This window comes from Micromonospora sp. NPDC005305 (assembly GCF_040607315.1).
GTDB lineage: Bacteria > Actinomycetota > Actinomycetes > Mycobacteriales > Micromonosporaceae > Micromonospora.
The window spans coordinates 93,206-115,045 of the sequence record NZ_JBEXGL010000002.1 but is presented as its reverse complement, the minus strand read 5'-3'; the positions used below and the strand labels follow the sequence as shown (position 1 = coordinate 115,045).

General features: G+C 74.1%; 20 protein-coding genes, 1 pseudogene and 1 riboswitch. Of the genes and pseudogenes, 13 read left to right on the top strand and 8 right to left on the bottom strand.

Going from position 1 to position 21,840, the window contains the following annotated elements:
* Positions 1 to 9: 9 nt before the first annotated feature.
* From ABZS80_RS03575 to ABZS80_RS03565, 3 genes are all read right to left on the bottom strand, one after another.
* Positions 10 to 1,977, bottom strand: coding sequence for a DEAD/DEAH box helicase (locus ABZS80_RS03575; protein ID WP_355054269.1), 1,968 nt, complete (start codon positions 1,975 to 1,977; stop codon positions 10 to 12).
* A gap of 186 nt (positions 1,978 to 2,163) precedes the next feature.
* A complete protein-coding gene (locus ABZS80_RS03570; RefSeq protein ID WP_355054268.1) occupies positions 2,164 to 3,453 on the bottom strand; it encodes a hypothetical protein in 1,290 nt (429 codons plus the stop codon).
* 110 nt (positions 3,454 to 3,563) lie between these two features.
* Positions 3,564 to 5,138, bottom strand: coding sequence for an NlpC/P60 family protein (locus ABZS80_RS03565; protein ID WP_355054267.1), 1,575 nt, complete (start codon positions 5,136 to 5,138; stop codon positions 3,564 to 3,566).
* A 239-nt stretch (positions 5,139 to 5,377) separates the two neighbouring features.
* Between ABZS80_RS03565 and mqnE the strand changes: the two genes are divergently transcribed.
* The 4 genes from mqnE to ABZS80_RS03545 are packed head-to-tail and all read left to right on the top strand — an operon-like array spanning position 5,378 to position 7,831.
* Entirely contained in the window at positions 5,378 to 6,547 is a 1,170-nt protein-coding gene (gene mqnE, locus ABZS80_RS03560) for an aminofutalosine synthase MqnE (protein WP_151461292.1), read from the top strand.
* Positions 6,548 to 6,557: 10 nt separating this feature from the next.
* Entirely contained in the window at positions 6,558 to 6,986 is a 429-nt protein-coding gene (locus ABZS80_RS03555) for a hypothetical protein (RefSeq protein ID WP_151461293.1), read from the top strand.
* A 27-nt stretch (positions 6,987 to 7,013) separates the two neighbouring features.
* Positions 7,014 to 7,292, top strand: a complete 279-nt coding sequence (locus ABZS80_RS03550; RefSeq protein WP_151461294.1) for a DUF4229 domain-containing protein — start codon at positions 7,014 to 7,016, stop codon at positions 7,290 to 7,292.
* A 53-nt stretch (positions 7,293 to 7,345) separates the two neighbouring features.
* Entirely contained in the window at positions 7,346 to 7,831 is a 486-nt protein-coding gene (locus tag ABZS80_RS03545; protein ID WP_355054266.1) for a hypothetical protein, read from the top strand.
* Between the two features lie 56 nt (positions 7,832 to 7,887).
* Here the strand turns inward: ABZS80_RS03545 and ABZS80_RS03540 are convergent, their stop codons facing one another.
* The gene (locus ABZS80_RS03540) at positions 7,888 to 9,228 is read right to left on the bottom strand and encodes a C39 family peptidase (RefSeq protein WP_355054265.1); all 1,341 of its coding nucleotides are present in this window, start codon (positions 9,226 to 9,228) and stop codon (positions 7,888 to 7,890) included.
* A gap of 208 nt (positions 9,229 to 9,436) precedes the next feature.
* On the opposite strand from ABZS80_RS03540, the pseudogene ABZS80_RS03535 reads away from it, so the two are divergent.
* The 4 genes and pseudogenes from ABZS80_RS03535 to ABZS80_RS03520 all read left to right on the top strand — a co-directional run.
* Positions 9,437 to 10,741: pseudogene (locus tag ABZS80_RS03535) on the top strand (M14 family metallopeptidase); the annotation flags it as partial.
* Between the two features lie 108 nt (positions 10,742 to 10,849).
* Positions 10,850 to 10,943: riboswitch (cobalamin riboswitch) on the top strand.
* A gap of 111 nt (positions 10,944 to 11,054) precedes the next feature.
* A complete protein-coding gene (locus tag ABZS80_RS03530) occupies positions 11,055 to 11,996 on the top strand; it encodes an ABC transporter substrate-binding protein (protein WP_355054264.1) in 942 nt (313 codons plus the stop codon).
* Positions 11,997 to 12,178: 182 nt separating this feature from the next.
* Positions 12,179 to 13,210, top strand: a complete 1,032-nt coding sequence (locus tag ABZS80_RS03525) for an iron ABC transporter permease (protein ID WP_355054655.1) — start codon at positions 12,179 to 12,181, stop codon at positions 13,208 to 13,210.
* Positions 13,207 to 13,986 (top strand): ABC transporter ATP-binding protein, encoded by a 780-nt coding sequence (locus ABZS80_RS03520; RefSeq protein WP_151461301.1) that lies wholly within the window; start codon positions 13,207 to 13,209, stop codon positions 13,984 to 13,986. Before ABZS80_RS03525 ends, ABZS80_RS03520 begins: the two co-directional genes overlap by 4 nt.
* A gap of 58 nt (positions 13,987 to 14,044) precedes the next feature.
* Here the strand turns inward: ABZS80_RS03520 and ABZS80_RS03515 are convergent, their stop codons facing one another.
* The 3 genes from ABZS80_RS03515 to ABZS80_RS03505 form a co-directional block, all read right to left on the bottom strand.
* Positions 14,045 to 14,803: a VOC family protein gene (locus ABZS80_RS03515; protein ID WP_355054263.1), complete on the bottom strand. Its 759-nt coding sequence runs from the start codon at positions 14,801 to 14,803 to the stop codon at positions 14,045 to 14,047.
* A gap of 94 nt (positions 14,804 to 14,897) precedes the next feature.
* Positions 14,898 to 15,635 carry an ABC transporter permease gene (locus ABZS80_RS03510; protein ID WP_355054262.1) on the bottom strand — a complete coding sequence of 246 codons (738 nt, stop codon included), beginning with the start codon at positions 15,633 to 15,635 and terminating at the stop codon, positions 14,898 to 14,900.
* Positions 15,636 to 15,644: 9 nt separating this feature from the next.
* Entirely contained in the window at positions 15,645 to 16,532 is an 888-nt protein-coding gene (locus tag ABZS80_RS03505) for an ABC transporter ATP-binding protein (protein WP_355054261.1), read from the bottom strand.
* Between the two features lie 173 nt (positions 16,533 to 16,705).
* Between ABZS80_RS03505 and ABZS80_RS03500 the strand changes: the two genes are divergently transcribed.
* The 4 genes from ABZS80_RS03500 to ABZS80_RS03485 are packed head-to-tail and all read left to right on the top strand — an operon-like array spanning position 16,706 to position 18,932.
* Complete coding sequence (locus ABZS80_RS03500) at positions 16,706 to 17,026, top strand: type VII secretion target (RefSeq protein ID WP_355054260.1); 321 nt, start codon at positions 16,706 to 16,708, stop codon at positions 17,024 to 17,026.
* Positions 17,027 to 17,035: 9 nt separating this feature from the next.
* Positions 17,036 to 17,962 (top strand): WXG100 family type VII secretion target, encoded by a 927-nt coding sequence (locus ABZS80_RS03495; protein ID WP_355054259.1) that lies wholly within the window; start codon positions 17,036 to 17,038, stop codon positions 17,960 to 17,962.
* A gap of 9 nt (positions 17,963 to 17,971) precedes the next feature.
* Positions 17,972 to 18,325 (top strand): YbaB/EbfC family nucleoid-associated protein, encoded by a 354-nt coding sequence (locus ABZS80_RS03490; RefSeq protein ID WP_355054258.1) that lies wholly within the window; start codon positions 17,972 to 17,974, stop codon positions 18,323 to 18,325.
* 4 nt (positions 18,326 to 18,329) lie between these two features.
* Complete coding sequence (locus tag ABZS80_RS03485; RefSeq protein ID WP_355054257.1) at positions 18,330 to 18,932, top strand: hypothetical protein; 603 nt, start codon at positions 18,330 to 18,332, stop codon at positions 18,930 to 18,932.
* 96 nt (positions 18,933 to 19,028) lie between these two features.
* Here the strand turns inward: ABZS80_RS03485 and ABZS80_RS03480 are convergent, their stop codons facing one another.
* Positions 19,029 to 21,068: an AAA family ATPase gene (locus ABZS80_RS03480; protein WP_355054256.1), complete on the bottom strand. Its 2,040-nt coding sequence runs from the start codon at positions 21,066 to 21,068 to the stop codon at positions 19,029 to 19,031.
* A 182-nt stretch (positions 21,069 to 21,250) separates the two neighbouring features.
* Here ABZS80_RS03480 and ABZS80_RS03475 point away from each other — a divergent pair, with 182 nt between their 5' ends.
* Positions 21,251 to 21,832 carry a winged helix-turn-helix domain-containing protein gene (locus tag ABZS80_RS03475; protein ID WP_151461310.1) on the top strand — a complete coding sequence of 194 codons (582 nt, stop codon included), beginning with the start codon at positions 21,251 to 21,253 and terminating at the stop codon, positions 21,830 to 21,832.
* Positions 21,833 to 21,840: the final 8 nt, after the last annotated feature.

Genomic DNA, 21,840 nt, shown 5'->3' with positions numbered 1-21,840 from the left:
GGCCCCAGGTCAGTGGGTGCGGGCCGGCGCGCGGCCACCGAAGCCGCGCCGGTCGTCGCGCGGCCGGTCCTCGCGGCCCCGCGCCTCCGGCCGGAAGCCGCCCCGGCGCTCGGCCGGGCGGAACTCGCCCCGCTCGCCGAAGCGCCGCTCGCCCTGCGGGCGGTCCTCGAAGCGCCGCTCGCCCTGCGGGCGGTCCTCGAAGCGCCGCTCGCCCTGCGGGCGGTCCTCGAAGCGGCGCGAGCCGTCCCGATCGCCGTAGCCGCGCGCGCCGGTGGGCCGGTCGCCGTAGGTCCGCGCGCCGTCCCGGTCGCCGTGGTCGCGGCCGCCGGTGGGCCGGTCGCCGTAGCGGCGCGAGCCGTCCCGGTCGCCGTAGCCGCCGCCGGTGGGCCGGCCGCCGTAGCCGCGCGAGCCGTCCCGGTCGCCGTAGGCGCGCCCGCCGGTGGGCCGGTCGTCGTGCCGCCGGTCGCCGCGCGCGTCGCGGTCGCCGAAGCGGCGGTCACCGCGCCCGTCCCGGTCGAATCCGCCCCGGTCGGCCTGACGCCGCTCGCCGAAGCCCCGGTCCTCGCGGTCGAAGCGCCGCTCGCCGGAGGGCCGGTCGTAGCCGCGGCCGCCGGTCGGGCGGTCATCGTGGCGGCGGTCGCCCCGGTCGAAGCCCCGGCCGGTCGGCCGGTCACCGAAGCGGCGCTCGCCGCGCCCGTCCCGGTCGCCGAAGCGGCGCGGGCCGCCCCGACGCGGCTCCGGCTCCTCGCGGACCGGCACGCCGCTGGGCTCGCGGGCGCCCGTCAGCTCGGCCAGCGCCGCGTCACCGGCGCGCACCCGGGACTCGGCCGGCTCGACGCCGGCCTTCTCCAGCATGGCGAGCGTCGTCCGGCGCTGCTTCGGCAGCACCAGGGTCGCCACCGCGCCGGACTCACCGGCGCGCGCGGTGCGACCCGCCCGGTGCAGGTAGTCCTTCGGGTCCTTGGGCGGGTCGATGTGCAGCACCAGCGACACCCCGTCGACGTGGATGCCCCGGGCCGCCACGTCGGTGGCGACCAGCACGTTCGTCCGGCCCTCGCGGAACTCGGCCAGGGTCCGGGTGCGCATCCGCTGGGTCTTGCCGCCGTGCAGCCCGCCGGCCCGCACACCGACCGCGGTGAGCTGCTCGACCAGCCGGTCGACGCCGAGCTGGGTACGCGCGAAGAGCATGGTGCGACCCTCGCGGGCCGCGATGGACGCCGCCACGGCGAACTTGTCGTGCGGCGGGATGAGCAGCAGGTGGTGGTCCATGGTGGACACGGCTGCGGTCGCCGGCGCGGTCGAGTGGGTGACCGGGTCGGTCATGAACCGCTTGACCAGGCTGTCGACGTCGTTGTCCAGAGTGGCCGAGAAGAGCAGCCGCTGGGCGTCCGCCGGCGTCTTCGCCAGCAGCTGGGTGACCTCGGGCAGGAAGCCCATGTCGGCCATCTGGTCGGCCTCGTCCAGCACGGTGATCTCGACGTCGTCGAGGTTGCAGACGCCTCGCTCGATCAGGTCGCCGAGCCGGCCGGGGGTGGCCACGACGATCTCCACGCCGCGGCGCAGCGCATCGATCTGCCGGTCGTACGGGACACCGCCGACGGCGGTCTTCAGGAAGATCCCGACCGCCTTGCCGAGCGGCATCAGCGCGTCGCTGACCTGCATGGCCAGCTCGCGGGTCGGCACCAGGACCAGGGCGCGCGGGTGCAGCGGCCGGGCCCGGTTCCGCTCCGCGAGGCGGGCGATCATCGGCAGGCCGAACGCGAGGGTCTTGCCCGAGCCGGTCTGGCCGCGGCCGAGCACGTCACGCCCGGCGAGGGCGTCCGGCACGGTGGCCTGCTGGATCTCGAACGGGGTGGTGATGCCCTGCCGGGCGAGCGCCTCGACCAGCTGGCGGGGCAGGCCGAGGGCGGCGAAGTCAGGGGTGTCGACGGTGGGGTCGGCGGACGGGGACGTGCCGGTGGCAGCGAACGTGGTCAAGAAATGCCTTTCGAGCGGGGCGCATCTTCGCGATGGCCGCCGCGGCTTCGTCACGCCGCCGATTCGCCCGCAAGATCGCCCATGGGCGCGCAACGGGCGCGCCAGGTCAGTGATCTCCACCAGTGTACGGCGGCGCGGCGAACCTGCCACCGCGCCGCGAGGGCGTAGTGGGCGGGCTCACCCCGGTCACCCGCCGGTGATCCCGCTCAGCGCGTCGTTGGCCAGGAAGACCACCACCAGGCTGATCGCGACCAGCAGTGCCAGCGCGCCGGCCAGGACGATCACGACCTTGGTGTTGCTCGACCGGGTCGCCGGGGCGTCCTCGGTCCAGCCCTGCGCCAGGATGTGCCCGGTGAGTGAGCCGGAGTTCTCCAGCGGGTTGCCCTGCGGGAAGGAGACCGTGGCGAAGCCCGGCCCCTCGGTGCCGCCGCCGTACACGCTGCCGGCCGGGCCGCCCGGCGCGGCGGTCGGCCCGGGGGTGCGGCCGGCCGGCGCGGACCCGTGCCCGGTGGGGTTGGTCGACGGCGGCCAGGTCGGCAGGGCCGGGGCCGGCACCGCCGGTGGCGCGGTGGGCAGCGGCGGCGCGGCGGACGGCCCCGCGGCCCACGGCGCGGCGGGCCCGCCCGGCTGTCCGGCGCCCGCGAACGCCGTCGACCCCGGCACCCCGGCCATGGCGGGCGGCGGCGGGAACGGCGGCGCGGGCATCGGGCCGGGCGGCGGCGGAGGCGGGGGCATCGGCGGTCCCGGCGGCGGCACCGGCGGGCCCGGCACCGGGGGCACCGGTCCCGGCGGGGTCGGGCCCGGCGGCGGTGCGGGCACCGGCGGCGCGGGCCGGAACGGGGGCTCCGGCGCCGGCCCGGGCGGCGCCGGGGAGGGCGGGGTCGGACCGGGTACGGGGGTCGGCGCCGGCTCGGGCTCCGGCACGGGCGGCGTCGGGGGCTGGGCCGGCTCCGGGGGCTGGGCCGGCTCGGGCGGCTCGGGATTGACCGGGCCGGACCGGTAGACCTTGGCGGTGCCGGACGTGCCGGCGACCGCGGCGGCGACCTCGTCGGCCGAGGCCCGGGTCAGCCCGGGGACCGACGCGCTGGCCCGGGCCTGTCCCTGAGCGGGCACGGAGGGCTTCGCGGCCGGCGGCTGGCCGGGGTCCGACGCCTCCGCTCCGGGGCGTTCGGCGGCGGCGAACGCGGACCAGGTCGAGGGCGGCGGAACGGAGGCGCCGGGCTGGCGCCGGTCCAGCGGCGGGACCGACTCCGCGGGACCGCCCGCCCGGTACGTGGTGGCGGTGGCCGGCGCGCCCGCCCGATCCTCGGCCGGCGGCGGTGCCGCGGCGCCGGCGACGCTCACCCGGGCCCGGGCGACGGCCACCGGGGCGTCGTCCTGGCCCGGCCGCTCCTCCACGGCGTCGGCCGGCCGGTCGGCGGCGTCGGGCGCGGATCCGGGATGGACCGTCTCCGCCGGAACGTCCTGCTCGCCCATCTCGCCCCTCCGCGCCCACGCTCGCCCCCGACCGTGGCGCCGGCCGGGCGTGCCTGGATCTCACCGTGCCACATTCCGGCCCGGGAGCACAGCCGGAGTGGACGGTTGGGTCAGTCGGTGGCGCTCGCGCTCGCCGAGGTGCTCCCGGCCGCGCTGCCGGTCGGGTCCGCGGCGTCGCCGGTCGGCACGGCGGCGGTGCTGGTCGGCGGCGCCGAGGTGGGCGAGTCGGTCGGGCTCGGCGGCGGCGTCGTGGGCGGCGTCGTGCTCGGCGAGGTCGACGGGGTGGGCGTCGGGCTCGACGTGCTCGGCGTCGGCTTCGGCGTGGCCGTCTTCGTCGGCTTGGGCGTCGTCGGCTTCGGCGTCGCGGTCTTGGTCGGCTTCGGCGTGGGGCTGGGCTTCGGCGGGGTGGCCGGCGGCCTCGGGGCCGGTGGCGGGGTCGCCGGGGCGGGGACCGCGCCGAGCACCCGGGTGGCCGCGTAGAGCCGGGACCACCGGACCACGGAGATCTTGACGACGTCGCCGGTGCGCGGCGCCTCGACCATCTTGCCGTTGCCGATGTACATGGTGACGTGGTGGATGCTCGTCCAACTGCTGCCCGAGGCGAAGAAGAGCAGGTCGCCGGGGAGGAGCGCGTTGGGGTCGACCGTGCGGGAGCGCGTGGCGTAGTACTGGTCCCGGGAGACGCGGGGCAGGCCGTGGTAGCCGGCCGCCTGGTAGGAGGCGAGCACCAGGCCGGAGCAGTCGAACCGGTCCGGCCCCTCGGCCGCCCAGAGGTAGGGGTCGCCGAGCTGGGCGAGGGCGTAGCGCACCGCGGCCAGCGCCCTCGGGTCGGCGACCCGCCCGCTGACGCTCTGGTTGACGACGTACGAGCTGCCGATCTGCTGCTCGGCGGCGTCCTCGAGGCGCTCGATCTCGCGCAGCTTGGCGGCGTTGTCCCGGCGGAGCTTGAGCAGCGCGGCTTCCTGCTTGTGCAGGTCGGTCTCGACCCGGGTGTACTCCGCGGTCTTCTCGGTGGCGCGCCGCTCGGCCGAGGCGTGCGCCTGGCGGGCGACCTGCTCCGCGGTGGTGGCCCGGGCCAGCTCGCCGGTCACCGCGGTGGTGGCGCCCTCGGCCTTGTCGCCCCGGGTGATTCGCTGGAGGTTGGCGAGGTCGCGCAGGCTGGCCCCGAACTCGCCGGGCGGCAGCGCGGCGTCGGCCTTGACCGCGTCGGCGGCGGCGGTCTTCGCGTTCTCCTGGGCCCGGACGAGCGCGTCCTGGGCCTCCTTCAGCCGGGCGGCGGCCAGCGCCAGGTCCGCCTGCGCGGTGTCCCGTTCGCCCTTGATGCTCAGCAGGGTGTCGCCGAGCTGGGCGACCTGCGCGTCGACCTGGTTGATCTGGGCGATCAGCGGCCCGTCGGCGGGGTTGGTGACGCCGGGGAGGCCCGGGGTGGCGCCGGGCACGCCGGTCACTGTGCCGGGCAGGCCCGGGACGGCGCCGGGCACGGTGGGAAGCTGGAGGGTGCCGGCGGCCCGGGGACGGGAGCCGGCGTCGGGGACGCTGTCGGGCAGCGGGTCGGCCCAGGCCGGGGTGGCCAGCGCCGCGGCGGCGACCGCCCCGAGCAGGGCGGACCAGAGCGCCGGACGCAGTACCGGCGAGATCACCGGATTCCGGTTTCGTCGGCGTCGGTCCTGGGTGCTCTCGGCCATTCCGCTCCCCGTCGTCTGGTGCTTTTCGCGCGAGGTGGGCGCGCTGAGGCAGGACGGTACCGGTGTGTGTTCCGCCCCATCCTGTCTTACCTCACGAACGCAGCTATGTCGATGTGCGGAGGGTGACGACCGGCCGGGAGTCCGGTGAAGTAGGTCGCTGCGGTTGACCGGGTCGCCGGGTCGTCGGTCGCGCGACGTACGCTCGACCGGGACCGCAGGTGGAAGGGACGTGGCTTTCGATGGACGCCGGACTCAAGCGCGAGCTCGAAGCGAAGGTCTACGCGGGGGAGCGGCTCACCCGCGCGGACGGCATCGCCCTCTACGAGAGCGACGACCTCGCCTGGCTGGGGCGACTGGCCCACCACAAGCGCACCGAGATGAACGGTGACCGGGTGATGTTCAACGTCAACCGGCACCTCAACCTCACCAACGTCTGCTCCGCGTCGTGCGCGTACTGCTCGTTCCAGCGGAAGCCGGGTGAGAAGGACGCCTACACGATGCGCATCGACGAGGCGGTCCGCAAGGCCAAGGAGATGGAGGACGAGCAGCTCACCGAGCTGCACATCGTCAACGGCCTGCACCCGACCCTGCCCTGGCGCTACTACCCGAAGGTGCTCCGCGAGCTGAAGGCGGCGCTGCCGAACGTCAAGCTCAAGTGCTTCACCGCGACCGAGGTGCAGTGGTTCGAGAAGATCAGCGGCCTGAGCGCCGACGAGATCCTCGACGAGCTGATGGACGCCGGCCTGGAGTCGCTGACCGGCGGTGGCGCGGAGATCTTCGACTGGGAGGTCCGGCAGCACATCGTCGACCACGCCTGCCACTGGGAGGACTGGTCGCGGATCCACGCCCTGGCCCACAGCAAGGGCATGCAGACCCCGGCGACGATGCTGTACGGCCACATCGAGGAGCCCCGGCACCGGGTCGACCACGTGCTGCGGCTGCGCGAGCTGCAGGACGAGACCGGCGGCTTCGCGGTCTTCATCCCGCTGCGCTACCAGCACGACTTCGTGGACTCGGCGGACGGCAAGATCCGTAACAAGATCCAGGCGCGCACCACGATGGCCTCGCCGGCCGAGTCGCTGAAGACGTTCGCCGTCTCGCGGCTGCTCTTCGACAACGTGCCGCACGTGAAGAACTTCTGGGTGATGCACGGCCTCTCGGTGGCCCAGCTGTCGCTGAACTTCGGTGTCGACGACCTGGACGGCTCGGTCGTGGAATACAAGATCACTCACGACGCCGACTCGTACGGCACGCCGAACACCATGCACCGCGAGGACCTGCTGAATCTGATCTGGGACGCGGGCTTCCGTCCGGTCGAGCGGAACACCCGCTACGAGGTCGTCCGCGAGTACGACGCGGCTCCGTCGCTCGCCGAGCGCCGCGCCGAGCCGCAGCAGGTCTGGGCCTGACCGCACGCCGATGAGCACCGAGGAGCAGCAGCGCAGCTTCCCCCGGCGGGACGCCGAGGGGCGGATCCTCACCCTGGGCGACCTGCTCGGGGTGAGCCTGGCCGGGCTGGTGATCGGGGTGCTGGCGCTGGTGCTCTTCGAGTGGGCGTTCGCCACCATGGGCGCGGGCCGGTTCGGGCGGACCAACGGCTGGCTGGCGGTGATCCTGCCGCTCTGGCTGTTCTGGGACGACTTCCGGGCCTGGGAGTTCGGCGCGGCCCGGGTGCTCGCGGCGCTGGCCGGGATCGCGCTCGGCGTCCTCGCCGGGCTGCTGGCGGCCGGTCTCGCCGCCGGGCTGCCGGCGCTGGTCTCCGGCGCGCTGGCCGCGGCGGTGTTCACCGTGGTCTACGCGGTGGTCTGGTTTCATGGCGTGCACTGGCTGGCCCGGCGGACGGGCTGAGGCGTGGAGAGAGAAGGAAGTGCTGGCTTGAGCGCGGCGGTCAAGTACACGCTGGGCCGGATCGGGCTGTTCGTCGGCGTGCTGGCGGCCCTCTGGTTCGTCGAGATGAACATGTTCCTGCGGCTGATGCTGGCGCTGGTCTTCTCCGCCGCGCTGTCGTTCTTCCTGCTCCGCGGCTGGCGGGACGAGATGGCCGGCGAGATGTCGGAGGCGTCCGAGCGGCGCCGCGCCGAGAAGGAGCGGCTGCGCTCCGCGCTGGCCGGGGACGACCAGGCCGAGCGCACCGACGAGCGCCGCGAGAGCTGACCTTCGCGGAACGGGGCAGCGGAGAACGCCGCCGGCCGCTAGGGTCTGCCGCCGTGAGTTTCCTGAACACTGTCAACGGGTGGCGGACGAAGGTCTTCGTCTGGATCGGCCTGCCGGTCATCGCCGCCATCGGACTTATGCTGAGCGTCACCGACCTCGCGCCCACCTGGGAGGCGAAGAACGGTGGCGGCACGCCGGGCACCTTCACCGCGGTCCACGAGGACTGCGGCCGGCGCAACTGCGAGTGGCGCGGCACCTTCGTGGCCGACGAGGGCGGTGCCCGCCGCGCCGACGTGATCCTCTACGACGCGCCCGACGGCCTCGCCCCCGGCGCCACCGCCCCGGCCCGGGACACCGGCGCCCGGGCGGGGGTCTTCTCCACCACCGGCGGGTCGACGTACCTGCTGGTGACCGGGCTCGCCCTGGCCGGGGTGGCCGCCCTGGTGGCCTGGGTGTGGATCATCGTGCGGGCGATCCGGAACCGCCGGCGGGCGAAGCAGCCCGCCGCCCCACCCGCCTCCTTCGCCCCGTCCCTCTGACGAGACCCGGGCCCGGCGCGATCCCCCACCGGGGACCGCGCCGGGCCCGCGGCGTTTCACCAGTTGGTCGAGCCCGGGACCACCGGCCAGGGCCGGTTGGTGGGCTTGATCAGGTACGCGATGCCCCCGGAGCCGGAGGCCACGGTGCCGTTCGCCCGGTAGCGCTTGGTGCGCAGCCAGATCTGCTCGAACTGCTCCCGCTTGTAGACGTTGCGCACCGCGTCGTCGGACGACGAGGCGGGGTCGTTGACGATCACGTCACCGTCGGCGGTGAAGCCGACGATCACGAACAGGTGCCCGGAGGTGCCGTAGTTCGCCCCGTCCAGCTCCTGGGCCAGGAAGGACTGGGAGGTGATCACCGGGATGCCGGCCTTGATGAAGCGTTCCACCTCGTCCAGCGAGTGCATCCGGGTGACCCGGGCGTCCAGGCCGGGGAAGCTGGCCGCGTACGCGGTGTTGAACGGCCAGTTGCCGGCGCCCTCGTACTCGTAGTCGTAGGTCATCCGGGCGGCGTGGTCGACGGTCGGGTCGGCGTAGCTCGGGTCGACCCAGGCGATGTCCTCGGCCGAGGGCTTGCGGCCCCAGTACTCCACCACCATCTCGGTGGAGGTGGGGGAGCACCAGGCTTCCCCGCCGCCGTCGTACTCGGGGTACTCCCCGACGTGGATGTTCTGCGAGTAGCGCGGCACGGCCAGTTCCCGGCCCCAGGCGATGCCGCCCTTGCTCGGGGCGACGGTGAAGCGGTCCGGCACGTTGGAGCTCATCGCGCCGAGCATCCAGACCCGCGGCGAGGCGGTCTGTCCCGGCGCGCGGTAGAGGGTCAGCCGGAGCTGGTAGGACCGCAGCAGCACGCCGGCCTTGGCGTCGTCGATGGAGAACGTGTCGGTCCAGATGGTCGACCAGGGGTCGCCCTGGCCGTCCAGCGTGGACCGCTTGATGTCCTGGTCGCCCGACGCCCAGCGGCCCATGACGTACCAGGGGGTCTGCTGCCCGGTGTTGTAGGTGCCGTGCAGCTCGACCTGGATCCAGGTGCCGGCCGGGGTCGCGGCGTTCCACGAGGCGACCAGTTCGCTGGCGTCGAAGCCGACCTGCCGCTCCGGCGAGGTCCAGGTCGCGTACTCCCAGGTCCGGGTCGTGCCGGTGTGTTCGTCGGTGAACTCGGTGGTGCCGGCCGGGCGGCCCATGGTGATCCCGGTGCGGTGCCCCGGGATGGCGAAGGTGCCCTGGTGGCTGCCGCCACGCCAGTCGGGGTACTTGGACCACTCCTGGAAGGTGATCTGCTCGTCGTGCGAGACGGCCGGCAGGTTGTTGCCGGCGTGGGCGGGTGCCGTCACACCGACGAGGGCGAGCGCGGCGGCGCCGACGAGGGCGACCGCACGCAGGGCTGGTCTGACCATGTGCACTCCGTGAGGTGGGAAGGGCTTCGTTGCTGTTCACTGTCGCGCCTGGAGGGAAGTTTCGCCAGAGGGTGACACATGGAAAATCATTGCCGGCGTGAGGACGCGGTCGGGATGGAAGCACGTAGTGATGAATGTTGATATGACCATGTGACTCCTGGTGAAGTGTGCGGACAACGGGATCGCCCGTACCCCGAGGAGGTTGTCCATGGCCCTCCGCACGTCCCCGCTCCGCCGCCGGCTGGCCCTCGCCGCCGCCGTCGGCCTGACCCTCGTCGCCGCGGTCACCGGCCCGGCCGCCGCCCGGCCCGTCCCGGGCGGCGAACCGGCCGCCGTCGCCTACCGGGTGCTCGGCCCGCGCACGCTCGCCGACCGGAGTGCCGTCGCCCGCACCGGCGCGGCCATCGACCACTCCGAACACGGCGTGCTGCACGTCACGGCCACCACCGCCGAGGCCGCCGCGATCACCCGGCTCGGCTTCCGGCTGGAGAAGGACGTCGCGCCGGCCGCGGCCCCCGGCGCCGTGGCGTACGCCTTCCCGCCCGCCGACTCCAACTACCACGACTACGCCGAGTTGACTTCGGTCGTGAACACGGTGGTCGCCGACCACCCGGCCATCGCGCGCAAGCTCAGCATCGGGCGGTCCTACCAGGGCCGGGACCTGATGGCCGTGAAGATCTCCGACAACGTCGGCACCGACGAGAGCGAGCCGGAGATCCTCTTCAACGCCCAGCAGCACGCCCGCGAGCACCTGACCGTCGAGATGGCGATCTACCTGCTCAACCTCTTCACCGACAACTACGGCAGCGACTCCCGGATCACCAACCTCGTCAACTCCCGCGAGATCTGGATCGTCCCCACGGTCAACCCGGACGGCAGCGAGTACGACATCGCCACCGGCTCCTACCGCTCCTGGCGAAAGAACCGGCAACCCAACAGCGGCTCCTCGGCCGTCGGCACCGACCTGAACCGGAACTGGTCGTACCAGTGGGGCTGCTGCGGCGGCTCGTCCGGCTCGACCTCGTCGGAGACCTACCGTGGCCCGTCCGCCTTCTCCGCCCCGGAGACCGCGGCCCTGCGCACCTTCGTCAACAGCCGGGTCGTCGGCGGGGTGCAGCAGATAAAAGCGAACATCGACTTCCACACCTACTCGCAGCTGGTGCTCTGGCCGTACGGCTACACGTACAGCAACACCGCCACCGGGATGAACGCCGACCAGTACAACACCTTCGCCGCCATCGGCCGGCAGATGGCGTCCAGCAACGGCTACACCCCGGAACAGTCCAGCGACCTCTACATCGCCGACGGCACGAGCATCGACTGGATGTGGGGGACCCACAAGATCTGGGCGTACACCTTCGAGATGTATCCCGGGTCGGCCTCCGGGGGCGGCTTCTACCCGCCCGACGAGGTGATCCCCGCGCAGACCTCCCGCAACCGGGAGGCCGTGCTGGTGCTCTCCGAGTACGCCGACTGCCCCTACCGGGCGATCGGGAAGCAGAGCCAGTACTGCTGAGCACGAGCCACGGTGGGGCCCCGTAACCGGGGCCCCACCGTGGCTCCCGTCCGGACGATCTCCGCTGGTCATGCGCTACGGTGGCACCGACCACCCCGCAGCGAAGCCGGTGCGAAACCGGCGCTGTCCCGCAACTGTGATGCCCCGCACACGGCGTCGGCCCCGGCCGGCGCCGACACCTGTGGGGGGACGAGTCAGGTCGCCTGCGGCACGGTCGCGACTCGCGCTCTCGAGGAAGGGCGCCTCGCGGACGGGCCCGCCCAGGTCCCTGTCGGCGAAGCACCACGCTCCTCGACCGACAGGAGGACCGATGTCCAGACGTACCCCCCGGCTCTTCGCCGCCGCCCTCGCGGTCGGCGCGCTGCTCCTCGGCGGCTGCGCCGAGAAGACCTCGAACGACACCCCCGCCGCCGGCGGCAGCGGCTCGGCGGCGGCCGCCTTCCCGGTCTCCGTCGGCAAGCTGACCCTGGAGAAGCGCCCCGAGAAGATCGTCTCGCTGTCGCCGTCGACGACGGAGATGCTCTTCGCCATCGGCGCCGGCAAGCAGGTCACCGCCGTCGACGACCAGTCCAACTACCCGGCCGAGGCGCCGAAGAGCGACCTCTCCGGCTTCCAGCCGAACGCCGAGGCGATCGCCGCCAAGGCACCCGACCTGGTGGTGCTGGCCAACGACCTCAACAAGATCGTCGACCAGCTCACCACGCTGAAGATCCCGGTGCTGCTCACCCCGGCGGCGACCACCCTTGACGACACGTACCAGCAGCTCACCGACCTGGGCAAGCTCACCGGCCACCCGGCCGAGGCGGACGCCGTCACGAAGAAGATGAAGGACGACATCGCGGCGCTCACCAAGGACCTGCCGCAGCGGGCGAAGAAGCTCACCTACTACCACGAGCTCGGCCCGGAGCTGTACAGCGCGACCAGCAAGACCTTCATCGGCTCGATCTACACGCTCGCCGGCCTGGAGAACATCGCCGACCCGGCGGACGCCGACGGCAAGAGCGTGGGCTACCCGCAGCTCTCCCAGGAGGTCATCGTCAAGGCGAACCCCGACTTCGTCTTCCTGGCCGACACCAAGTGCTGCAAGCAGACCCCGGAGACCGTCAAGGCGCGCAGCGGCTGGGCCGGCGTCACCGCCGTGAAGAACAACCAGATCGTCGGCCTGGACGACGACGTCGCCTCGCGCTGGGGCCCGCGGGTCGTCGACCTGCTCAAGGCGATCATCGACGCCACCGCCAAGGTCCCGGCCTGACGGTGACCGTGCGACCGGCGGACAACCCTCACCGGCCGGCCGGGACGCCCCGCGCGTCCCGGCCCGCCGGCGCGCCCGGCACGCCCCGGCCCGCGCCTGGTGACCGGGCCGAGCGGGGTGCGTCCGCGGCGGGCGGCGGCGAGCCCCCGGCCGGACCGGGTGCGGCGGTCCGGCCGGCCGGGCTGCGCACCCGCTGGCTGCTCGCCGGCATCGTCGCCGTGCTGGTGGCGCTGGTGGCCGGCGTCTCGCTCGGCCCGGTCAGCCTGCCGCCGGGCAGCGTCGCCGCCGAACTGCTCAACCTGCTGCCCGGGGTGCACCTCGACAGCGGGCTCACCGAGCGGGAGATCGCCATCGTCACCGAGCTGCGGCTGCCCCGGGTCGTGCTCGGCCTGCTCGTCGGCGCCCTGCTCGCCCTGGCCGGCGGTTGCTACCAGGGCGTCTTCCGCAACCCGCTGGCCGACCCGTACCTGCTGGGTGTGGCGGCCGGGGCCGGGCTCGCGGTGACCGCCGCGATCGCGCTCGGCGCCGGGGCCGGCGGGGCGCTCACCGGGATGCCGCTCACCATCCCCCTGGCCGCGTTCGTCGGCTCGCTCGGCGCGGTCGTCATGACGTACCTGCTCGGCGCGGCCGGCGGGCGCGACCGGTCACCGGCCACGCTGATCCTGGCCGGGGTGGCGGTCTCGGCGTTCCTCGCCGCCGGGCAGACCTACCTGCTGCAACGGAACTCCGACAGCATCCAGCAGGTCTACTCCTGGCTGCTCGGGCGGCTGGCCACCGCCGGCTGGCACGACGTCCGGCTGGTCCTGCCCTACTTCGTGCTCACCGCCGTGGTGGTGCTGCTGCACCGGCGCGAGCTGGACGTGCTCTCCGTCGGCGACGACGAGGCCACCAGCCTCGGCCTGCACCCGCAGCGCTCCCGCTACCTGCTGATCGCCGCCGCCTCGCTGGGCACCGCCGCCGCGGTCTCCGCCTCCGGCCTGATCGGCTTCGTCGGCATCATCGTGCCGCACACCGTACGGCTGCTCGCCGGGTCGAGCTACCGGGTGATCCTGCCGCTGTCGATGCTCTTCGGCGGCGCGTTCCTGGCGCTGACCGACGTGGTCGCCCGCACCGCCGCCGCCCCCGCCGAGGTCCCCATCGGCGTGGTCACCGCCCTGCTCGGCGGCCCGTTCTTCGTGCTGGTCCTGCGCACCGCCCGCCGGGTGCTGACATGAGCGCGCCCGCCGTCGAGCTGCGCGGCCTCCGGGTCGAGCTGGGTGGCACGCCCATCCTGGCCGGCGTGGACCTGTCGGTCGCGGTGGGCGAGTGGGTCACCGTGATCGGCCCGAACGGCGCCGGCAAGTCGACCCTGCTGCGCGCCGTCGGCGGCCTGCTGCCCGCCCCGAACGCGGTCTCCCTCTTCGGTACGCCGATCAACTCCCTCCGCCGCCGCGACCGGGCCCGGGTGGTGGCCACCGTGGCGCAGTCCCCGGTGGTGCCGGCCGGCATGCCGGTCCTCGACTACGTGCTGCTGGGACGCACCCCGTACATCCCGGCGCTGGGTCGGGAGTCCGCCGCCGACCTGGCCGCCGTGCACGAGGTGCTGGACCGGCTCGACCTGGGCGCGTTCGGACGCCGCGAGCTGGCCACCCTCTCCGGCGGCGAGCGGCAGCGGGTCTTCCTGGCCCGGGCGCTGGCCCAGGGCGCCACGCTGCTGCTGCTCGACGAGCCGACCAGCGCGCTGGACATCGGGCACCAGCAGGAGGTGCTTGAGCTGGTCGACCAGCTTCGCCGGGAGCACGACCTGACCGTGCTCGCCACCATGCACGACCTCTCCATCGCCGGCGAGTACGCCGACCGCCTGGTCCTGCTCGCCGAAGGGCGGGTGGCCGCCGCGGGCCCACCGCAGGAGGTCCTCACCGAGGCCCTGCTGGCCCGCCATTACCGCGCCAACGTCCGCGTCATCCCCGGCGACCACGGCCCCCTGGTGGTCCCCGTCCGCCCCCGCTGAAAGGAGGGGCCCCCTCTTAACGCCTCCGGTAGAGGAGGGGGCCCCTCCTAACACGGGGTCAGCGGAGGGCCGTGACCGAGAAGAGCGCGCCCTGGGGGTCGCGGAGCGCGGCGCTGCGGCCGGCCGGGTTGTCCCGGGGTGGGACGAGGATGGTGCCGCCCAGCTCGGCGGCCCGGGCCGCGGTGGCGTCCGCGTCCTCGACCGCGAAGTAGACCGTCCAGTAGGCCGGCAGGTCCTCGGGCAGCGGCTCCAGCTGCGGCATCATGCCGGCGACGATCCGGGCGCCGCACCGCCATCCCGTGTAGGTGACCGGGCCGGACGGCTGCTCCTCGGGGTGCCAGCCGAAGACCAGCGCGTAGAAGTCCTTCGCCCGCTCGGGGTCGGGCGTGACCAGCTCGTTCCAGCACATCGAGCCGGGGGCGTTGAACAACTCCGCCCCGCGCATGGCCATCGGCTGCCAGACGCTGAACACCGCACCGGCCGGGTCGGCGAGGACCGCCATCCGGCCCTGGTCGAGGACGTCGAACGGGGAGACCACCACCTGGCCGCCGGCCGCCTCCACCCGGGTGGCGACCAGGTCCGCGTCGTCGGTGGCCACGTACGTCGACCAGACCGGCACCTGGTCCGGCGCGGCGGGCGGCCCCGCCCCGGCGACGGCTCGGCCGTCCTTGAGGAACGTGGTGTAGCCGCCGTCGGCGGGCTCCGCCGCCACCCGGCCGGTCCAGCCGAACAGCTCCGGGTAGAACCGTTTCGCGTCGTCCAACCCGGGCGTGGCCAGGTCGGCCCAGCAGGGCGTGCCGGGCTCCACGCCGTCCACGCTGACCCCTCTCGCCGGGAGCGGCCCCGCTGGCACGCCCTGCCGGCATCGTGGCACCGTCCCGCCGGCCACCGGGCCGGATTCGGACAAAAGGTCAGGTGAAGCGGCGTCCCTCGTCCCGGCGGTACGCCCACCCGGCGACCGCCGCGAGCGTCACCACCCAGACGACCAGCATCACGAGGGCCCGGGGGTCGGGCCGCCAGTCGGTGACGGCCGCCCACATCAGCTCGACCGCTCCGCGGGTCGGCAGGTAGGGGGCGATCGCCTGGATGAAGCCGGGCGCGTCGTCCGGGCCGGAGAGCAGGCCGCCGCCGAAGGCCAGCGGGAAGAACACCACCTGGGCCACCACGATGGCCGCCTTGCTCGGCAGCGAGTAGCCGATGGCCATGCCCAGCAGGGTGAACGGCACCGAGATCACCGCCACGCCGGCGAGGCCCAGCAGGAACTGCACCGGCGTCACGTGGGCCGCGGTGGCGACCGCGGCGATCACCACCACCGGGATCATCGAGAAGTAGGTCAGCACCAGGCCGGCCAGGATCCGCCCGGCCAGGCGTGGCCCGGGACCAGCCGGGAGGGTGCGGGTGTACGGGTTCCAGGGCTGGTCGCGGTCCTCGGCCACGCCGATGCCGTACTGGAAGATGTTGGCGCTCATCACCGCGAAGGTGACCATGGCGGCGGTGGCGTAGGTGGCGCCGGCGGCGTCGTCACCGGCGAACGGCACCACGAAGAAGAGCATGGCGGCGGCGGGGAAGAAGGCGCTGCCGACCACCGCGACCGGGATCCGGACGATCTCCAGGAGCTGGTAGCGGGCGTGGACCAGGGCGAGCGGCACGGCGGTCTCCTAGGCGGGGGTGGGTGCGGGCCGGTCGCCGGCGGTCAGGGTGAGGAACGCCTCCTCCAGCGAGGTGGGCCGGACCTCCAGGTCACGGAACGCCACGCCGGCGGTGACCAGGTCCCGGACGAGCTGGTCGGCGTCGGTGGTGAGCAGGTGCGTGCGTCCTTCGGCCTGTTCGGTGGCCACCACGCCGGGCAGCGGCGGCAGATCGTCGGCGACCAGGCTGACCCGGCGTACGCCGACGATGCCGCGGATCGCCGCCACCGAGTCGTCGGCGAGGACGCGGCCGTGCCCGATCACCACCACCCGCTCGGCCAGCGCCTCCACCTCCTCCAGGTAGTGGCTGCTCAGCAGCACCGTGCCGCCCTCGGCGTGGAAGGCCCGGACGGCCTCCCACAGGGTGCGCCGGGCCTCCACGTCCAGCCCGGTGGTGGGCTCGTCGAGGACCACGAGCCGGGGCCGGCCGACGAAGGCGAGCGCCACGGCCAGCCGGCGGCGCTGCCCGCCGGAGAGCCCGCCGGTCTGCCGGCGCACCTGGTCGCTGAGGCCGAACCGGTCGAGCAACTCGTCCCGGGGCACCGGGTCGGGGAAGTGCGCGGAGACGAAGTCGACCACCTCGCCGACCCGCAGCGTGCCGGGCAGGCCGGTCTCCTGCGGGGTCACCCCGAGCTGGCGGCGGCTCGCCGGGTCGCGCGGGTCGCCGCCGAGCAGCTCGACCCGGCCGGCCGTGGGCCGGCGCAGCCCGACCAGCAGGTTGAGCAGGGTGCTCTTGCCGGCACCGTTCGGGCCGAGCAGGCCCACCAGCTCCCCGGCGCGGACGGTCAGGTCGACCCGGTCCAGTGCCAGCACCTCGCCGTAGCGGCGGCTGACCTGGTCGGCGCGGGCCAGGATCATCGTCGGGCTCCTCAGGGGTTGCGGTGCCGGGCGGGGCATGCAATCACCTGTGTACCGTGCCGGTGCGAGTTCCACTGCCCCGCGCGGACGGGTGCCGATCGCCTACTGTGGTAATCCCGTTGTCCGGCCGCGCCGGCGACGGGTGACTGTCGACTGGACACTGGGGAGGGTCCGTGACGAGTCCGAGCAGGAACCTGGAGGTCCAGCCGGAGGCGTTGACCGCTTTCGCCGCCGCGTCCCGGGACCGGGCCGGCCGCTTCCGCGAGCTGCGCCGGGTCTTCCACGACGGGCACGTGCCCCGGCACGCCTTCGGCATCATGCCGGCGTCGTTCGGCCTCGCCGCCGCGTACGCCGAGCAGTTCGAGGCGTGCCTGCAGGGGCTGGAGGACGGCGCCGAGGTGATGGCCGACATCGCCGAGGGGATCAGCGACACCGCCGACGCCTACACCGGGACCGACGTGGCGACCACCGACATGTTCACGCCGGGCGGCTGAGGGAGCCTGATGAGCACCGAGGCGTTGCAGCGCAACAAGACCTACTTCGAGCAGATCGTGGCGGGCACGCCCGACCCGTTCAAGCCGCTCTCCAACGCGGTGCTCTGGCCGTTCGAACAGCTGCTGGAGCTGGTCGCCGGCGAGCCCGACGACCTCATGCAGGCGGCCCAGCTCGCCCTCACCACCGGCGAGGCGGTGCGGCAGATCGCCGGCGACCAGATCGCCGACCGGGCTCGGCTGCGCGGCGCGTGGGACGGCGACGCGGCGGAGAAGTTCCACGCCTCGATGGAGTCCGTCGAGGAGGCGATCGAGGAGCTGGCCAAGGGGCTGGACGGCACCAAGGAGGTGCTGGTCGACGCGGCGAACGCCGCGGTCGACGCGTTCAACCTGCTGGTCGAGCTGATCCTGGAGTTCCTGCTCTGGTTCCTGACCGAGGTGATCATCGCCGCGGTGGCCGCCGTGCTCAGCGCGGGCGTGACGCTGGCCGCCACGGTCGTCCGGGTGCTGGCCCGGCTGGCCACCACGGTCGGCCGCATGGTCAAGATCGTGGCCCGGTTCGCGGAGATCCTCACGAAGCTGGTCGCCAAGCTGCAGCGGGTCGCCGAGCTGCTCATGGAGTACCGCCGAGTGGTGCTGGAGCTGAAGAAGGCCAAGAAGGCGTACCGGCTCTGGAACAAGTCCGGTTACAGCCGGGAGGGGCTCTCCTTCATGGCGAAGCGGACGGCCATCCTCTTCCCCGGCAAGTTCGCCATCAACCAGGCCTCGCCGGTGAACGTGAACGGCATCGGCGGCGCGCTGCTCGACACGGGGGTCGGCCTGCACGACGTCTCCGACGGCCACAAGGACCGCAACTACCTGGTCGACGGCACCTACTCGGAGGACCTGGGGCCGTACACCAAGGGCGTGCAGAACGTCTTCGACTCGATCGTGAACTGAGAGGCAGCCATGACCTTCCCGGCCCTGGACCGGATCGAGGCGCTGGCCCGCAACCTGGACGGGTGGCAGCGCGAACTCGGCGCGCGGATGGCCGAGCTGGAGCAGAGCAGCGCCGAGGGGGTGAGCGACTCCGGCCTCGTCACCGTCACGGCGGCCGCCGACGGCAGGATCCTCTCCACCGAGATCAACGCGCGGGCCATGCGGCTCGACTCCTACACGCTCGCCGAGGAGTTCACCGCCGCGGCGAACCGGGCCCAGGAGGCCGCCGCCGCGCGGGTCCGGGAGATCGTCGGCGAGGTGATGGGCGCCGCGCCGGCCGCCGAGCGCCCCAGCGACGACGGCTACGGCCACGACCGATACTGAACCGATGGACCAGACCGCATACCGGGACCGGATCGGCCAGCTCGTCGAGCCGGGCGAGCGGGTGCTGGCGTACGCGGAGGCCGAGGCGGCGAACGGCGCGCCTCCGCCTCCGCCGCCCGAGGCGGCGAAGCCGGAGGCGCCCGTGGGCCGGGTGAGCATCGGGGCCGTGCTGCTCAACGTGATCTCGCCGCTGGTCAGTTGGGCCTGGGGCGATCGGCTGGTGGACCGGGTGGTCTGGGGGATCGCCGGGCGCGGCGCGCCCGGTTCGGCGGCCTCCCGCCTGTGCCACGCGCTGCGCCCGCCCGGCCCGGACCTGGCGGTGCGGGACACCCTGCTGGTGGCCACCGACCGGCGGCTGCTGGTCTGTGTGAGCGGGCCGAGGAAGTTGCTGTCCCGCCGGGCGGACGACGAGCGGTCCGTGGCGGAGACCGGGATCGCCTGGTCGGCGTCGCGGGCGGAGGTGGCGTCGGCCCGGGTGGGTTGGCACCGGCTCAACCCGAAGCGCCTGCGCCTCGACTTCGCCGACGGCTCGTGGCTGGCCTTCACCGTGCCGATCGCCGAGTCCGGCCGCCCGCTGCGGGACGTCGCTGCCGCCCTGTCCGCCTGAGCCGGCCCGGCGCGTTTGCCGCCGGTTGGTCGCCGGCGGCCGTCCATCGCGTCGCGCGACCGGTCAGCCGGCCGCCGGCGCGTCCGGCGGCACCGGTCAGCCGGCCAGCGGGGCGGGCAGCGGCTCGCGGTGCAGCACGGCCAGGCGGGACACCGCCCGGGTCAGCACCACGTAGAGGCGGTGCAGGCCGCGCGGCTCGGCGGCCACGATCGCGGCCGGCTCGACGACCACCACGTGGTCGTACTCCAGGCCCTTGACCAGGGTCGCCGGGACGACCGTGACCCGCGCCCCGGCCTCCACGTCGTCGGCGGTGGCGGTCTCGACGTCCGCCTCGGCGAGGGCCGCGCGGAGCCGGTCCACCGTGTCGTCGGCGGCGATCACGCCGACCGATCCGTCGTGCGCGAGCGCCGTCCACACCTCGGCCACCGCCGCGGCCGTCAGATCGTCGACGGTACGCACATCGAGCGTCCCGTCGCGGCGCAGCGACTGCGCCGGGGGCACGTCGACGGCGAGCGCCGGCAGCAGCCGGTTGGCGAAGGCGACCACCGCGGCCGGCACCCGGAAGCCGATGCTCAGCGGCACCACGGCCGCGTCCGGCTTGCCCAGGTGGGCGAGGGACTCCCGCCAGTCGGTGGCCGCCCAGGGCGCGGTGCCCTGGGCCAGGTCGCCGAGGAGCGTGATCGAGCCGTGCTCGCTGCGCCGGGCGATGGCCCGGCACTGCATCGGGGAAAGATCCTGCGCCTCGTCGACGACCACGTGCCCGAAGCCGGCGGGCCGCTCCAGCAGCCCGGCGGCCTCGTCGATGAGCACCGCGTCGGCGGCGGTCCACCGGGTCGCCTTGGGGGTGCGCCCGACCGGGCCCGACCGGAACAGGTCCTGCTCCTCGGCCGTGAGCAGGCCGTCGGCGGCGGCGGCGAGCGCGGCGGGGTCGGTCCGCAGCCGGTGCAGCAGCCCGTCGGGGGTGAGCGCCGGCCAGACCGTGTCGAGGAACTCGGTGACCGGCTTCGCCCTGCTCATCCGGCGCAACCAGGCGTCGCTGGGCGACTCGGCCCGGCGGGCCTCGGACTGGCGTTGCAGCAGCCCCACCACGCGGGCTCGGACCCGGTCCCGGCCGGTTGCGTACGGCAGGTCCTCGCGGCGGGTCTCCTCGACCAGCCGGTGCAGCGGGTCGAGGCCGATCCGCCAGCGGAACGAGCCGTCCGAGACCATGATCGGCTCGGTGGGCGTGCCGATGTGCGCGTCGACCGCGCGGCGCAGCACCTCGGCCATCCGGACGTCGTGCTTGAGGGCGGCCACCGCCGGGTCGTCGACCGCGCGGACCGGCACCCGCACGACCAGGTCCTCCACCGTGGCCTGCTCGACCTCGACCTCGCCCAGCGCCGGCAGCACCGCCGCGATGTAGGACAGGAAGGCCCGGTTCGGCCCGACGATCAGCACGCCCGACCGGCGCAGCCGCTCGCGGTGCAGGTAGAGCAGGTACGCGGCGCGGTGCAGCCCGACCGCCGTCTTTCCGGTGCCCGGCGCGCCCTGGACGCAGATCGAGTCGGCGAGGTCGGCGCGGACCAGCTCGTCCTGCTCGGGCTGGATGGTGGCGACGATGTCCCGCATCGGGCCGACGCGGGGGCGCTCGATCTCGGCGGTGAGGATGCGGCTGGCCGTCCCCAGCTCCTCGCCGCGGTCCAGGCGCTCGTCCTCGAAGCTGGTCAGCACTCCGGAGCTGAACCCGAACCGGCGCCGGACCGCGACGCCCTGCGGGTCCCGCGCGCTGGCCCGGTAGAACGACCGGGAGACCGGCGCCCGCCAGTCCAGCACGAGCGGCTCGCCCAGCTCGTCGGTGACGTGCCGGCGGCCGACGTGGTAGTCGCGCCCCGCATGGTCGGGATCGATGTCACCGAAGTCGAGCCGGCCGAAGAAGAGCGGCGTGGTCGGGTCGTCGGCGAGTTCCTTCACCCGCCGGGCCATGTGCCGGCCGAGCTGCTCGGCGGTGTACGCGTCCCCGGCCACCTTGTCGCCGGTGGCGAAGAGGGACTCGGCGCGCTCGCGCATCCGGCGCAGCGCCGCGCGGGAGGTGTCCAGGTGGGCGCGCTCGGCGACGAGCTCGGCGTCCAGGGTCTGTTCTTGGGCGTGCAGGGTCATCCACGTACTCCTCGTCACGGGGAACAACGCTGCCGCTCGCGTCTCCGACCTCGGGTCGGCGCGGGACGTCCTGTGCGGTGCTACTCACCACGGCCGTCAGGCGGGACAGGAAGCCTACTCCGGCCGGGCCGGTGGGCAACCGAATTTCCCCGGGCCCCGGCCGAGGCGGGATCATGGGTGGCATGACCGAGGCGCGTCCGGAGCAGCGCCGGGTGACGATCAGCGACCCGCAGGTGATGCGGGCCCTGGCCCACCCGGCCCGTATGGCGATCATGGAGCATCTCAGCACGGTGGAGGGCGGTGCGACCGCCACCGAGTGTGCCGAGATCGCCGGGCTCTCGCCGAGCGCGACGAGCTACCACCTCCGGGAGCTGGCGAAGTTCGGCCTGATCGAGGAGGCCCCGAGCCGGGGGGACGCCCGGGAGCGGGTCTGGCGGTCGTTCAGCCCGTCCTACCACGTCGAGTCGGGGCAGGACGCGGACTCCGAGGCCCGCGCCGCCGAGTTGGCCCTCGTCGACGCGCACCTGGCCCGGGACGGTCAGCGGGCCCGGGACTGGATCCGGCGCGCACCGGACGAACCGAGCGACTGGTATCGGGCGGCCTGGTTCAGCGACAGCCTGCTCCAGGTCACCGCCGAGGAGTTGACCGAGCTGAACGAGGCCGTCCAGGCGCTGCTGAACCCCTATCGGCGCCGGCTGCGGAAGGACCCGCCGGAGGGCGCGCGCACGGTCGCCGTGCAGTACCGCACGCTGCCGATCGACTGATCCAGGGT

Bases quoted from the DNA above. Each gene is read 5' to 3' on its own strand.
- ABZS80_RS03475 (WP_151461310.1), top strand. From the start codon at position 21,251: ATGACCGAGGCGCGTCCGGAGCAGCGCCGGGTGACGATCAGCGACCCG.
- ABZS80_RS03565 (WP_355054267.1), bottom strand. From the start codon at position 5,138: ATGGCCGAGAGCACCCAGGACCGACGCCGACGAAACCGGAATCCGGTG.
- ABZS80_RS03540 (WP_355054265.1), bottom strand. From the start codon at position 9,228: ATGGTCAGACCAGCCCTGCGTGCGGTCGCCCTCGTCGGCGCCGCCGCG.
- ABZS80_RS03505 (WP_355054261.1), bottom strand. From the start codon at position 16,532: ATGATCCTGGCCCGCGCCGACCAGGTCAGCCGCCGCTACGGCGAGGTG.
- ABZS80_RS03485 (WP_355054257.1), top strand. From the start codon at position 18,330: ATGGACCAGACCGCATACCGGGACCGGATCGGCCAGCTCGTCGAGCCG.
- ABZS80_RS03530 (WP_355054264.1), top strand. From the start codon at position 11,055: ATGTCCAGACGTACCCCCCGGCTCTTCGCCGCCGCCCTCGCGGTCGGC.
- ABZS80_RS03480 (WP_355054256.1), bottom strand. From the start codon at position 21,068: ATGACCCTGCACGCCCAAGAACAGACCCTGGACGCCGAGCTCGTCGCC.
- ABZS80_RS03495 (WP_355054259.1), top strand. From the start codon at position 17,036: ATGAGCACCGAGGCGTTGCAGCGCAACAAGACCTACTTCGAGCAGATC.
- ABZS80_RS03570 (WP_355054268.1), bottom strand. From the start codon at position 3,453: ATGGGCGAGCAGGACGTTCCGGCGGAGACGGTCCATCCCGGATCCGCG.
- ABZS80_RS03555 (WP_151461293.1), top strand. From the start codon at position 6,558: ATGAGCACCGAGGAGCAGCAGCGCAGCTTCCCCCGGCGGGACGCCGAG.
- ABZS80_RS03490 (WP_355054258.1), top strand. From the start codon at position 17,972: ATGACCTTCCCGGCCCTGGACCGGATCGAGGCGCTGGCCCGCAACCTG.
- mqnE (WP_151461292.1), top strand. From the start codon at position 5,378: ATGGACGCCGGACTCAAGCGCGAGCTCGAAGCGAAGGTCTACGCGGGG.
- ABZS80_RS03520 (WP_151461301.1), top strand. From the start codon at position 13,207: ATGAGCGCGCCCGCCGTCGAGCTGCGCGGCCTCCGGGTCGAGCTGGGT.